Here is a 13,680-nt window from a genome sequence, read left to right on the forward strand (position 1 = left end):
CATTATAGTCCCGATTTTAATAAAAAATCTGGAGCTGCCACTGCAATCCCGTTTAGTTACGAAGGTTCGTGCTGCTATTTGGGGCTGCATAGGCCAAGATGCACCGCCCTCAGTTTATAAACCTGATAGAACGAAAAGCCCGGAGCGAAGCATGAGTGAGGACTTGGAGGGATAGCAGGGCTACTGGCTGCCATAGGCACAGAACTGTTCATTTCCAAAACCTCTAAATAGCGCTTTCCCCATGTAAATCGGTTTTCAATTCTATATTTCATGTTTATTTTTTCGGAAAGCAAAGTCTGTGTCTTAGTTTAATGTTGGTCGGACTTTTCGTTATAGTCCCGATTTTCAATCGTGAGCTGCCATTTCATCCGATAGCTATCGGATCCCGTTTATATACAACTGTTCCTGCTACTATTTGGGGTTGCTAGCGGTACAAATCATTCCGTCAGCCGGAGCATAGTCGAAGACCATTGCCACTTAAAAATCAAAAAAGATTGTCCTTCAACTACCTTTTATAGATTGTAAAAGAACGATCGTCATTCCCACGCAGGTGGGAATCTTAAAGCTCATTGCATTAGGATTCCCAACTAAGTTGAGAATGACGAACCGCCATATGACCGTGTTAAATTTTATTCCTTTTCCAGATCTGCTGCGCCTTTTTTAAATAATTCGGCCTGTTTGCTCAGCTTTGCTTTAGCCTCTCCGCTCACTGCGGCAGCTTGTTGTGTTTTAGCCTGCGAAGCTGCAGTATAGGCTCCTGAAAGTTGCTTGTTTAAATAAGATTGTAATTTTAATCTTTCAATGGCAGCGCTAATGTTCATTATACCTTTTTCGGTAACTGCAGGATTATTGTTGGCCCTCAGATACTGAAAATATTGACCAACTACTGCAAAAACCTTATTTCTGTCACCTGTAAGCATAATATTATCATAAAAGGCCTGATATTCATCTTTCGGCTCCTTGATGTATAACGTTGCGATAGAAGGTGCAATATGTCCTTTCGTATCCTCATCTAACGATGCTAAAGCAGCAATGCTCTCTTGTGGTGCCAGTTTGGCCAAACCATCAACACCAGCAGCAATTACCTTGTACGATCTATCTTTTAAACTGGCTAAAACTAAAGTTTTGTAAGCCTGATCGCCAGTTTCAGCTAATTTCAAAATTGCAACAGATCTTACCTCGGTATTTTTATCGGTTTTAGCAATCTGAAGTAAAATCGGTAAAGCTGCTGCTTTAATCTGGGCATCTTCTAAGTTAATGCCATCGATGCTTAAAGCGCGTAAATCTGCCGATTTATCCTTTAAACCCTCTAGCAATACCAGCTGGCCACTTCTGGCTTTGCTCTGCATAATAAATTGCAAGGCTTCAATTCTATTGGCATAACTCGGGGCATTTTTGTATTGGAAATAATAGTTTTCAGCAGTTTTATTGTCGTTGGTTTCGCCAACTAAAATTTTATCTACATCAAAATCGATTAAATCGGGTTTAGCACTCACCTCGAAACTAAAACTCTGCTCACGGCTATTGATCAGGATTTCCTTTCTGATTTTTTTCCCACCGGCATAAATATCAATTTTAATTGGTAATGTAAAGGTCTGCACGCTCGAATCTTGCGTTTGTTTAACCTTAATTGTTGCTTTGCCGTTTTCGTAACCATAATCGATGCTTAAAACCGGGTGACCACCATTGTAATACCACTGATTAAAGTAAGGGCTCCAATCTTTTCCAGTAACCTCTTCCATAGCCAAACGCAGTTGGTGCGTTTCGCCATTTTTAAAGGCATTGGTAGTGAGGTAGCGGTTAAGCGACTTGTAGAAAGCGGCATCGCCCATTTGATTTTTTAAGGCATATAAAATAATCGATCCTTTAGCGTAGCTGATGTTATCGAACATATCTTCTTTGTCGCCATAGTAAAAACGTGCCAAAACAGGGCTTTCACCTTTTTTTGTCGATCCTAAATAAGACTGCAATTTACTGTAACGCGATTTATCTTCCGCATCTTGCCCTTCATCATGCCCATGCCAGATAACTTCGCCAAAAGTGGCAAAAGATTCGTTCATGGTTAAGTTAGACCACGACTCTGCGGTTACATAATCGCCAAACCATTGGTGAAAAAGCTCGTGTGCAATGGTTCCTTCCTCATTTTCATCCAACAATTCACGATCTGTTTTTTGTACTTGCTCGCCATGTAAAGTAGCCGTAGTATTTTCCATTGCGCCCGAAACGTAATCTCTGGCCACCACCTGCGCATATTTGTTCCATGGGTAATCTAACCCTAACAAATTGCTGTAAAACTGGATCATATCAGGTGTTTTCCCGAAAATCTGCTTTGCATAAGGCGCAAATTTTGGCTCCAGGTAGTAACTTACTTCCTTACCTTTATAGGTATCTTTTGTGATTTTGAATTCACCCACAGCCATCATGAACAAATATGGCGAGTGGGGAAGGTCCATTTTCCAGGTATCGGTTCTGGTTCCATCTGTATTGGCTTTCTGACTCACTAATTTCCCGTTAGAAAGCGTTGTGTATTTCGATTTTACCGTCATCGAAATCTCTTCAGTAGTTTTCTGATCAGGCTTATCGATAGTAGGGAACCATGCCGAAGACGATTCCGTTTCGCCCTGTGTCCAGATCTGTGTTGGCTTATTTTTATCTGTACCATCCGGGTTGATAAAATATAAACCTTTAGCATCGGTTATGGCCGCACTCCCCTTCACTTTCAATTCATCGGGTTTTGCGGTGTAAGCAATATACACCGTGTACTTTTCGGTATTGGTGTACTTTTTATTGAGTGCGATATACAGCTTATTATCATTGTAAACATACTTAAGCGGAATATTTCCTTTAGCGCCAACCAAAGCAACGGTTTTAATATCCATGCCCTGCGCATCGAGGGTTAAAGAATCTGTAGCGTAAAAGTGAGGTTTTAAAGTAACCCACTCTTTACCGTATAAATATCGTTTTGCATAATCAAAAGATACATCGAGTTTGGTATGCACCAGATCGTTCACTTTAGTTGCAGTTACACGGTAAGTATTTAAGTTGTTCGATTTTTCTACAGGCTGTTCCTGTGCAGAAAGTGGGTTAACCATAAAGGCTGAAACCAACATTACACCACAGGCAATAATTTTTTTATTCATTTTTATGTCTTTACAAATTAGTTTTACTTTAAATATTGGTATTTGTGCTAAAGTAAAACGCAAATGTAGCTCCCTTTCTTTTGTTTTTTTTAATCTAACAGAAATATTTAATTGGTTGCTACAGGCTTCAAAATGTAACCCTTAAGCTGCAGCCCTTTTATCAGGCCTTCGGCACCTACTAAATGACCCGCGCCAACCGCTATAAACAGCGACTGGTTTTGCATCAGGGCAGGCAATTGATCTAACCATCGATTATTCCGGTTTTTTAAGAGCTCGGTTATAAATTCTTTGTTTTCTTCATCCTGAATTTTAAAGAGATCGGTTAATTTATCTATGTTCTGAGTAAGATAATAGGTTTTTAATTCTTGCATTTTTTGTTTGCTTTTATCTATTTCTCTGACAGATTTTAAGAGTGCTTTTTTTTGCTTCTGTAAATCACCATCAAATAAAAGTGCACCCTGATATTCGGCTGTCTCTAATCCATATAAAGATTTCGCATTCTTTTTGGCATAGGCCTGGAAACTATTATCTATTCCTTCTCCTACATCTTTTAACATATCCGGATTATCAAAAAGCATAATCATTAGTGATACCATTGCAGGTTTAAAGTTATTTAGCTCCTTTAATTCAAAACCGGGTTGCTTGGTTTTGAAATAATCTTCTACCTCTTTAAATTCTGCTTGTGTTAATAAACTATCAAGGGTATTGTTCTTCATGATTAAAAACGGCGCCATTTTCTTTTGTATGGTACTGTCCATTACAATTTCACCAACCACAGCATCGGCTGATTTTAATTTCTCTTGCAAAACCTTCATCGTATCGGCAAATTTTGAAGCTATTAAATGGTGCGTACCAAATAGATAAGATGGCTTTTTTAACCCATTACCAGAAATTTCCCACAAGAGTGAGTTACTTGTCTTTTTTGTTTGCGCGCAAAGGGTAACGCTGAACCCTAAAAAGGCAATAAGCAATAATTTTATTTTCATCATTCTATTTTAGATCGAGCAGGATTTAAATTGGCATCATTATTCTTCTGGAAAACTACACTATTTATATTGCAAAGCAAAAAATGCATAATCATAGCCCTATTCTACACCTGGTTAGCTTTAAAGTATGATAATGATCATGGGAATAATTAAAGACCCGAATGTGACCTCCTTTCTGTTATTTTTTTGTTTTTTTGTGTAAATCGTTAGCTATATGAATACAGATATTCAATCCATTTTAAACAAACTGGGCATTAATGCAAACAATGCCGCCTATAGTACTGGCAGCAATTGGGGTGGAGAACTTAATGTAAACACCTTGGAAAGTTTTTCTCCCGTTGATGGTAAACTGATTGCTTCGGCCAAGGTTGCAAGTGCCACTGATTATGATGATGTTGTACTTAAAGCGCAGGAAGCATTTACAGCTTGGCGTACAGTTCCGGCTCCAAAAAGAGGGGAAATTGTGCGCCAGTTTGGTGATGCACTACGTGAAAATAAAGACGCGTTAGGCACCTTGGTTTCTTACGAAATGGGGAAAAGTTTACAGGAAGGCTTTGGCGAAGTACAGGAAATGATCGATATCTGTGATTTTGCAGTGGGTTTATCAAGGCAGCTTTATGGCTTAACCATGCACAGCGAACGCCCTAGCCACCGCATGTACGAACAATGGCATCCATTGGGAATTGTGGGCATTATTTCTGCATTTAATTTTCCTGTAGCAGTATGGAGCTGGAATACCGCCCTGGCATTGATTTGCGGTAACGTTTGCATCTGGAAACCATCAGAAAAAACACCTTTAACCGCTATTGCCTGTCAACATATTATTGCAAAGGTTTTTAAAGATAACGATATAGCCGAAGGGGTTTGTAATCTCGTTTTAGGTGATAGGGAAGTTGGCGAACTCATGACAAATGATGGACGTATTCCTTTAATTTCTGCCACCGGATCGACACGCATGGGTAAGGCAGTTGGCGCTGCAGTTGGTGCGCGGTTAGGAAAAAGCTTGCTGGAACTTGGTGGCAATAATGCCATTATCATTTCAGAACATGCTGATTTAGACATGAGTTTAATTGGTGCTGTATTTGGTGCTGTTGGTACTGCAGGCCAGCGTTGCACTTCTACCAGAAGGCTAATTATCCACGAAAGCGTATATGATGCTTTTACAGCTAAACTGGTTAAAGCTTACGGACAATTACGCATTGGCGATCCCTTAGATCAAAATAACCATGTGGGTCCACTGATTGATACCGATGCGGTTGCAGCCTACTTAGATTCTATAGCAAAATGTAAGGCTGAAGGCGGCAATTTTGTGGTAGAAGGTGGCGTTTTATCTGGCGATGCCTATACAAGCGGGTGTTATGTAAAGCCATGCATTGCAGCGGTTCAGAATGATTTTAAGATTGTTCAACATGAAACGTTTGCACCGATTTTATACCTGATTAAATACAAAACACTAGATGAGGCCATTGCCTTGCAAAACGCTGTTCCGCAAGGATTATCATCGGCCATTATGACTTTGAATTTAAGAGAGGCAGAACAGTTCTTATCGGCCAATGGATCTGACTGTGGTATAGCAAATGTGAATATTGGCACTTCAGGTGCAGAAATTGGCGGTGCTTTTGGCGGCGAAAAAGAAACAGGTGGTGGCAGGGAAAGCGGATCGGATGCCTGGAGAGCTTATATGCGCAGACAAACCAATACCATCAATTATTCGAACACGCTGCCTTTAGCACAGGGTATAAAATTTGATTTGTAAAAGAATCGTCATCCGATAGCTATCGGATGCGAGGAGGTACGACGAAGCCCGCCTGTAGCAGGCAGGCAATCTTTTTTGATTATGAGCGATCGTTGTAAGATTGCTTCGTCGGCTGAAAAAGCCTTCTCGCAATGACGACAGTTGCAAAAAAAGGCGCTGAACTTAAATTCAGCGCCTTTATGGTAAAATATATGATAGAGGATTAGAATAGTTTTTCTAATAAATCTACTTGCAAATCATCGTAGCGCGATTTATTGTTGCCTGCTATAGCAGATTTAGCAACCCATTTAATATTACTATCCTGAGCAGTAAATTTGCTGGTTTCGATTTTAGAAGCTATGCCGCTTACAGATAAGTGTGTTTCTGTTGAACCTTCAAGCTTTAACGATGCTGAATCTTTTACGTCTGTAGTTAGGTTAACAGCATTAACATTAATATCGGCCGAGGCATTATCACCCAAAACAACATTTAAGTTTAACAGATTAAAGTTTCCTGCAGTACTTACCGTTGCGGTGTTTGATGCCTCAATGGCGGTTAAATTATTTACGTGTGCAATTACAGTTAAGGTATTTTTATCAAAAGAACTGATTCGAAGCTCTTCTCCTTGTTGTTGTACCAAAGCATTTTTGGTATAATATTGATCGTAAACTTCAACACTTTCTTTAACATCCTGAACCAGGATCAATTTAACATTTCCGGTTACTACAATTTTACCAACATTTTTAACCTGGGTTATCGCGGTATAATTTGTATTGTTTTCTGTAGCATTTGCTACTACTGTTGCGCTACTCAAAGTAACCATTACTAATGCAGCTGCGAATAAATTTTTAATAGAAGTTCTCATGACTTTAATATTTTTATATTGTGATAAATACTTTGTTTTAAATCCCTAATTATTAGGTGGTTTTTTAATTAAGACTGCGAGCTATCAAAAACGTTTCAGCCAATTATTAACTATTATACCATGAGCTTGTATTTATAGACGAACGCCTAATTAACCTATACGAAAAACGATTGATTGTAAAACCTGAAAGATTAAAAAGAATTGATTACGAGGCAATAATGTTAAAAAAGGTTAAATCATTACAAACAACTAATATATTAGTTTTATATTCGGCAAACAAAACCAAATCCTATCTATGAAACGTCTGTTACTCTCACTGTGCCTTTTTGCTCTTATTACTACCTTTTCAAAAGCACAGAGCCTCCACACCATTAAAGGCCGAACGATTGATACCGCATCGACAACGCTTTTATCAGGAACATCTATTGCCGTTTTAAATGCAAAAGATTCTACCCTTGTAAAATTTACAAGGGCCGCAGAAAATGGTTCATTCGAGCTTAGCGGAATTAAAAACGGGAAGTTTATCCTATTGGTTTCTTATCCTAAGTATGCAGATTTTGTAGATCATTTTATGCTCGATTCTACCACCCAGGTTAAAGATTATGGAAAGATTAATCTCACCGGGATGGCCAAAATTCTTGCCGATGTAATTATTAAAGGAAACAGAACAGCTATAAAAATTAAAGGCGATACCACAGAGTTTGATCCCAAAGCATATAATATCGAACCAAACTCAAAGGTTGAAGATCTGATTAAACAGTTTCCAGGCTTTCAGGTAGATAAGGATGGGAAAATTACAGCTCAAGGCAAAACTGTTCCGAAGGTATTGGTAGATGGTGAAGAATTTTTTGGCGACGACCCAACGCTGGTAACTAAAAATCTTCGGGCTGATATGGTAGAATCTGTTCAGCTTTACGATAAGGCTAGCGATCAGGCTAGTTTTACAGGCATTGATGATGGCGAAAAAACCAAGACACTTAACATTAAACTCAAAGAAGATAAAAAGAACGGCTATTTCGGTAAAGTACAAGGCGGTTATGGCACCAAAGATTTTTATCAGGGGCAGGCCATGTTTAATAAATTTTGGGGCAAAAAGAAGTTCTCTGCCTATGGTATTCTGGGCAATAACGGAACGGTAGGCTTGGGCTGGGATGACAGGGACAAGTATAGTGGTTCTAGCGGATTAACCATGAGTGATGACGGAGGAATGTATTTTAGCAGTGGTGGAGATGATTTTGATAGTTATGATGGGCGATATAATGGTGAGGGCTTACCCGTAGCGAGAACTGGCGGCTTGCATTTTGATAACAAATGGAATAAGGATAAAGAATCGTTAAATACGAATTATAAAATTGGATCGATCAGAGTCTCAGGCACGAAAAATTCAATAAGTCAGAACAATTTAGAATCGGGAGTACAAAACAACACATCTGATGAATCATTCGACAAAGACATGTTCAGACAGAAATTGGATGCGATGTATGAAATGAAGATCGACACCACCTTAACGATGAAAGTTAATGTTGATGGCGAATTGAAAAAAAGTAATACCTCAAACCATTTTATAACCAAAACTTATGGTGAAAATGATAAATTCCTAAATTCATCTGACAGAACGCTAACCAACGAGGTAGATGATCAAAGTTTTAACATGAACGTTTTATTCACTAAAAGATTAAAGAAAAAAGGACGTACATTATCATTAAACTTAAATCAATCGATTAATAAAAGTAATAGTGAAGGGTACTTAAAATCGCTTAACAAACGGGCAAATGAGACTGGAACAGGAATAATAGATAGTCTTACCAATCAATTAAAGGTTAATGATATTACAAATAATGCCTTTAAGTTAAACGCTGCTTATACTGAGCCTCTTTCAAAAAATTTAACCGTGATTATTAACTATGGCCTAACTTTAATGAATGGAAAGTCGGATCGGCTATCCTTTAATCAATCTGGAAGTGGCAGATATGATATATTAGATACCCTTTACAGTAACAACTTTGAACTGAACCAGACCATTAATCAGGCTGGTGCAATTTTCAACTATAAAAAAGGTAAAACCGTTATCAATTTCGGATCGAAGTTTAGTGGTGTAAATTTTAAGCAAGATGACATTTACCACAATAAAATCTATGTAAGAAACTTTATTAATTACATGCCGCAAGCATCTTATCAATATCGTTTTTCTCAGCAAAAATCATTACGGATCAACTATAATGGTAATACCAACCAGCCCTCACTTGATCAACTTCAGCCAGTTAGGATAAATAATGATCCATTTAATGTTGTGGAAGGAAATCAAGATTTAAGACCATCGTTTAGGAGCAATGTCAGCGCTAGTTATAACTCTTACAAAGTATTAACCAACCAATCGGTTTGGTTAAGCGGCTCTTACAGCTTTACTGCAAATCCAATCATTAGTGATGTAACTACTAATGGTGTTGGTAAAAGCACCTACCGCTACATCAATTATAATGATAAAATGCAAACAAATTTTTATTTATATGGGCAGATAAGTAGGAAAATAAACACGCTTGGCGAAATAAACGTAGGTTTAAACGTAGACGCAAATGGAAGCTCTTCTTACAACTTTATTACCACTGATTTAGGCAGGACCTTAAATAACACTAAAAACTATAGCTACGGCGGGGGTATCAATATCTCGAAATATAAAGAAAAAAGTTATAGCTTTTATACACGCTTTGGCCCTTCATATAATATGGCAAGAGCAAGTATTGGTAGGAATAGTGATGGGTGGGGATGGACTGGTTATGCTTCGGGTAATGTGCAATTACCAGGTAAGTTTGAAATATCTACAGATGCAGAATACCAGTACAACGGAAAAACACAAGTGCTAACCGAAAGCTTTGAGCGTCTTATCTGGAATGCATCAATAAGCAAAAAATTCTTCAAATCAGAAAACTTAAGATTCTCAGCAACTGTAAATGATATTTTAAACCAAAATATCGGCTTTAACCGTTCAGCAAACAATACAACCATAAGCCAAAGCAGTTATACCACTATAAGGCGGTATTTAATGTTTTCGGTATCATGGGATTTTAGCAAAATGGGCGGCGGCATTAAAACACAAAAATAATAATCATGAAAACTACACTAAAATATATCATCCTATTTGCTGTTATTTTCACCAGCAATGATCTTTTTGCGCAAAATGTACATTTCGTTCAAAATGGCGTGATCGAATTTGAGAAAAGATCCAATATGTATGCCATCATCAAAAAGAAAATCAATAAGAACAATGAAACCTACATGAACGATGCTTTTGATCAGTATAAAAAGAATAGCCCTCAGTTTAAAGCTGCCAAAAGCACGCTGAGTTTTACCAAGGATAAAAGTTTATATAAATGGCCAACCGTAGAAGAAACAATGAACAATAACTGGCTATCTACTGATGTATTAGCTGATTTAAAAAATACTGTCGCCACAAATTTCGAACTGCAAAGCAGTATTACACAAAAGAATGTTTACGAGGATACTTATCTGGTAAAAGACAGTTTGCGTAAAATCAACTGGAAAATTACTGACGAGACAAGAGAAATTGCGGGTTACGAATGCCGCAGGGCAAATGCCATCATTATGGACTCAGTTTATGTTGTGGCTTATTATTCGGATCAGATTGCAGTTTCAGGCGGCCCAGAATCTTTTACCGGATTACCCGGTATGATTTTAGGTTTAGCCTTACCCCACGAAAATATAACCTGGTTTGCAACTAAAGTAACAGAGGTAACCATTCCTGAAAAAGATTTAACAGCCCCAACAAAAGGAAAACCTACTGATAACAAAGCTTTAAAAGCAATATTACTTGGCGCGATGAAAAACTGGGGTGAATATGCGCATCCCATATATAAGGCTTTTTCGCTTTAAGCTATTGATTTCGTTTTTATAATTATACCTATTTTAGCTAATCAATAGTATAGCAATGGGTAGCGCACTTTATAAGCACATTAATAAATTTATAGATTTGAGTAACGATGAGCAGGAAATTCTTGCCCGGTTTCTCAAATCTTTTTCCGTTAAAAAGAAGGCTTTTTTATTAGAGGAAGGACAAACCTGCAGGGCGAATTATTTTGTGGCAAAAGGCTGCTTGAGGCTTTATTTCATCGACATAAAGGGTGCTGAGCAGACCACTCAGTTTGCCATAGAAAACTGGTGGATTACCGATCTAACCAGCTTTCTGTTTCAGGAGCAATCTGAATTTTATATCCAGGCAGCAGAAACCACTGAGGTGATTGCCATCGAACATCATCATTATGATGAAATGTTCCATAAACTCCCTAAGCTGGAACGGTATTTTAGATTGATCCTGCAAAAAAACCATCAGGCAACGCAAAGAAGGATAAAATTTCTATACAGCCAAACAGCTGAAGAAAGATACCGCCATTTTAATAGTTTATTTCCTGAATTTGTACAGCGGGTGCCTCAGTATATGCTGGCTTCTTACTTGGGCTTTACCCCAGAATTTTTAAGTAAAATCAGGGCTAAAAAATAATTCTTCATTATTTCGACTTTAGCACTAATACAGTCCTTTAGGTTTATTGAAAAAGATGATTGACGGTAAACAACCAGGTGCCTAAAACATGAAATGTTCCGTAGGACCTTTGGTGATTAATCCTTTAATATCCCCACATTCCGGGCCACCTAAACCCGATTGTCGGGAAGAGCTTCCGATCCTTCATCGGAACTCGTACCAAAAGCGGGACAGGATTTGCCAAAAGCTCAGAACCAATCATTTCCGAATAATTATTAAATATTTTTTCTTTTTAGGAAATAAAAGGCAGTGTTTCATGGGTACCGTAGCCCCGCCATCCGCTTTATCCCGATGAAAAATCGGGATGTTCGCTACTGTCAGGTTAGTTAACCGCGGTTTGTTTTCAAAGCACTAACCCAGGCCACCTAAACCCGATTGCCGGAAAGAGCTTCCGATCCTTCATCGGAACTCGTACCAAAAGCGGGACTAAAAAGGCCAAGCACACAGAAACGCTCATTTCCTAATCAGAAAAAAAGAAATGGCAAATGGAACTAAATCAATTACCTCTCAATTTTTTAAGTAACAAATCAACATTTCATTTCTTAAACTACATTAAGTTTTTTGACTGTTAGGTTGCAGATATTTACATCGTAATCAAAAAACAAATAAAATGGAAAGTAGAATTGATATCCCAAAAGTAGAACCTGCAGCTTACCAAGCCATGTACGGTTTAGAGAAATATTTATCAACCAGCAAACTAGATCCAATTCTTTTAGAACTGATTAAAATGCGTGCATCGCAAATTAACGGCTGTGCATTTTGCTTAAATATGCACTCAACTGATGCCCGTAAAATCGGCGAAACCGAGCAACGTTTGTACTTATTAAATGCCTGGAGAGAAACAACCTTATTTACGGCACAAGAAGAAGCTGTTTTAGCCTTAACAGAAGAAGTAACCTTAATTAGCCACCATGTTTCTGATGCAACTTATCAAAAAGCTGCAAGCTTTTTTAACGAGCAGGAATTAGCACAGCTTATTATGGCGATAGTTACCATTAATGCATGGAACAGGCTGGCCATTACCGCTAAAGTAATGGTTGGATAAAAGATTCTTATTCAGCTTACCATAAAGACACCATAACACCTGGTTAACATTCAAAAATAACTTGGCGCTGGTGTCTTTGTGGTTTAAAATCGACTGGTAAGGAGTACGTTTATAGCACCCTTAACAACAATCCTTTTAAGTATTCTCCTTCCGGAAAAGAAATCCGAACCGGATGATCTTCTGGTTGGCAGAATTGTTTAATAATTTGAACTTCTTTGCCTGCATCAAGTGCTGCCCAGGCGATAATCTGTTTAAAGGTTTCGATATCAACCGCTCCTGAACAAGAGAAAGTAGCCAATAAGCCCCCTTTTTCAAGTAACAACATACCTAAACGGTTTAAGTCTTTATAGGCTCTTGCAGCGCGGTCTAATGCCGAACGCGATGGTGCATATTTAGGTGGATCGAGCACAATCACATCAAATAATTCTCCTGATTCTTTGAAAGCCCTGAGTTGTTTGTTTACATCTGATTGAATAGGAGTTACTTTGTTTACATCGAATTTATTCAATGCTACATTTTGTTTTAGCGTTTCTACCGCTAGTCCAGAACTATCGACACTGGTAATGCTTGCTGCTCCGTTGGCTAAACTGTTTAAGCTAAAACCGCCACTGTAACTGAAACAGTCTAAAACTTTTTTACCTTTTGTATAACTGGCTAAGATATGTCTGTTATCGCGCTGATCGCAGTAAAACCCCGATTTTTGTCCTTCAGCAATATTGATGTTGTAGGTAATTCCATTCTCTTTTACGGCTAAAAACTCTGGCGGATTTTCGCCCCAAAGTAATCCATTTTCAATAGGCAAACCTTCGTGGGTACGCGCCGTTGCATCACTTTTATCGAATATTCCTTTCGGTTTTAATTCTGCTTTTAGTATTTCTACAATCTCTGTTTTAACCTTTTCAATTCCAGAACTTAAAATCTGCAACGATAGGAAATCGGCATATTGATCAACAATTAAACCTGGCAGGAAATCAGCTTCGCTAAAAACCAGTCGACAGGTATTGGTCTGTTCACTTAAAATAAACTGACGTGAAGCAATGGCTTGTTTTAACCGGTTTAGATACCAGCTGTTATCAATGGTTTGCGCTTCATCCCATTCTAAAAGGCGAACGGCAACACGCGAGTTGCTATTGTAATAACCATAGGCCAGAAATTCATTATCAAAAGCAAAAACTTTTACTACATCACCATCTTCAGGTTTTCCCTTAACTTTTTCTAATGCTCCGGAAAATACCCAGGGATGTCTTTGTAATGCAGCTTTTTCTTTGCCCTTTTTTAATGTGATTTCTACCATGTAGCAAAGGTAATAATTTGTGAGGAGTTTGGCGTAGAGCGTTTGGCGCTAAGCGATGGATGA

Annotated in this window: 10 protein-coding genes; 5 read left to right on the forward strand and 5 right to left on the reverse strand. The window is 38.2% G+C overall.

Annotated elements, in window-relative coordinates:
- Positions 1 to 74: 74 nt before the first annotated feature.
- From EZ456_RS00375 to EZ456_RS00385, 3 genes are all read right to left on the reverse strand, one after another.
- Positions 75 to 272 (reverse strand): hypothetical protein, encoded by a 198-nt coding sequence (locus EZ456_RS00375; protein WP_131526325.1) that lies wholly within the window; start codon positions 270 to 272, stop codon positions 75 to 77.
- A gap of 357 nt (positions 273 to 629) precedes the next feature.
- Positions 630 to 3,140: a M1 family aminopeptidase gene (locus EZ456_RS00380; RefSeq protein WP_131526326.1), complete on the reverse strand. Its 2,511-nt coding sequence runs from the start codon at positions 3,138 to 3,140 to the stop codon at positions 630 to 632.
- Between the two features lie 107 nt (positions 3,141 to 3,247).
- Positions 3,248 to 4,129, reverse strand: coding sequence for a TraB/GumN family protein (locus tag EZ456_RS00385; protein WP_131526327.1), 882 nt, complete (start codon positions 4,127 to 4,129; stop codon positions 3,248 to 3,250).
- Positions 4,130 to 4,340: 211 nt separating this feature from the next.
- Between EZ456_RS00385 and amaB the strand changes: the two genes are divergently transcribed.
- Positions 4,341 to 5,882, forward strand: coding sequence for an L-piperidine-6-carboxylate dehydrogenase (gene amaB, locus EZ456_RS00390; protein WP_131526328.1), 1,542 nt, complete (start codon positions 4,341 to 4,343; stop codon positions 5,880 to 5,882).
- Positions 5,883 to 6,084: 202 nt separating this feature from the next.
- Here the strand turns inward: amaB and EZ456_RS00395 are convergent, their stop codons facing one another.
- A complete protein-coding gene (locus EZ456_RS00395) occupies positions 6,085 to 6,726 on the reverse strand; it encodes a GIN domain-containing protein (RefSeq protein WP_131526329.1) in 642 nt (213 codons plus the stop codon).
- Positions 6,727 to 7,021: 295 nt separating this feature from the next.
- Between EZ456_RS00395 and EZ456_RS00400 the strand changes: the two genes are divergently transcribed.
- The 4 genes from EZ456_RS00400 (at position 7,022) to EZ456_RS00415 (ending at position 12,323) form a co-directional block, all read left to right on the forward strand.
- Positions 7,022 to 9,826 (forward strand): outer membrane beta-barrel family protein, encoded by a 2,805-nt coding sequence (locus EZ456_RS00400; RefSeq protein WP_165501197.1) that lies wholly within the window; start codon positions 7,022 to 7,024, stop codon positions 9,824 to 9,826.
- A gap of 5 nt (positions 9,827 to 9,831) precedes the next feature.
- Entirely contained in the window at positions 9,832 to 10,614 is a 783-nt protein-coding gene (locus EZ456_RS00405) for a GLPGLI family protein (protein WP_131526330.1), read from the forward strand.
- Positions 10,615 to 10,669: 55 nt separating this feature from the next.
- Positions 10,670 to 11,239, forward strand: a complete 570-nt coding sequence (locus tag EZ456_RS00410; RefSeq protein ID WP_131526331.1) for a Crp/Fnr family transcriptional regulator — start codon at positions 10,670 to 10,672, stop codon at positions 11,237 to 11,239.
- 649 nt (positions 11,240 to 11,888) lie between these two features.
- Positions 11,889 to 12,323: a carboxymuconolactone decarboxylase family protein gene (locus EZ456_RS00415; protein WP_131526332.1), complete on the forward strand. Its 435-nt coding sequence runs from the start codon at positions 11,889 to 11,891 to the stop codon at positions 12,321 to 12,323.
- A gap of 109 nt (positions 12,324 to 12,432) precedes the next feature.
- Here the strand turns inward: EZ456_RS00415 and EZ456_RS00420 are convergent, their stop codons facing one another.
- Positions 12,433 to 13,617: a class I SAM-dependent rRNA methyltransferase gene (locus tag EZ456_RS00420; RefSeq protein WP_131526333.1), complete on the reverse strand. Its 1,185-nt coding sequence runs from the start codon at positions 13,615 to 13,617 to the stop codon at positions 12,433 to 12,435.
- Positions 13,618 to 13,680: the final 63 nt, after the last annotated feature.

The organism is Pedobacter psychrodurus (assembly GCF_004331735.1).
GTDB lineage: Bacteria > Bacteroidota > Bacteroidia > Sphingobacteriales > Sphingobacteriaceae > Pedobacter > Pedobacter psychrodurus.

What these genes read in the sequence shown, in the direction of transcription:
- EZ456_RS00380 (WP_131526326.1), bottom strand. Translation starts at nt 3,140, where the DNA reads ATGAATAAAAAAATTATTGCCTGTGGTGTAATGTTGGTTTCAGCCTTT.
- amaB (WP_131526328.1), top strand. Translation starts at nt 4,341, where the DNA reads ATGAATACAGATATTCAATCCATTTTAAACAAACTGGGCATTAATGCA.
- EZ456_RS00420 (WP_131526333.1), bottom strand. Translation starts at nt 13,617, where the DNA reads ATGGTAGAAATCACATTAAAAAAGGGCAAAGAAAAAGCTGCATTACAA.
- EZ456_RS00385 (WP_131526327.1), bottom strand. Translation starts at nt 4,129, where the DNA reads ATGATGAAAATAAAATTATTGCTTATTGCCTTTTTAGGGTTCAGCGTT.
- EZ456_RS00375 (WP_131526325.1), bottom strand. Translation starts at nt 272, where the DNA reads ATGAAATATAGAATTGAAAACCGATTTACATGGGGAAAGCGCTATTTA.
- EZ456_RS00410 (WP_131526331.1), top strand. Translation starts at nt 10,670, where the DNA reads ATGGGTAGCGCACTTTATAAGCACATTAATAAATTTATAGATTTGAGT.
- EZ456_RS00400 (WP_165501197.1), top strand. Translation starts at nt 7,022, where the DNA reads ATGAAACGTCTGTTACTCTCACTGTGCCTTTTTGCTCTTATTACTACC.
- EZ456_RS00405 (WP_131526330.1), top strand. Translation starts at nt 9,832, where the DNA reads ATGAAAACTACACTAAAATATATCATCCTATTTGCTGTTATTTTCACC.
- EZ456_RS00395 (WP_131526329.1), bottom strand. Translation starts at nt 6,726, where the DNA reads ATGAGAACTTCTATTAAAAATTTATTCGCAGCTGCATTAGTAATGGTT.
- EZ456_RS00415 (WP_131526332.1), top strand. Translation starts at nt 11,889, where the DNA reads ATGGAAAGTAGAATTGATATCCCAAAAGTAGAACCTGCAGCTTACCAA.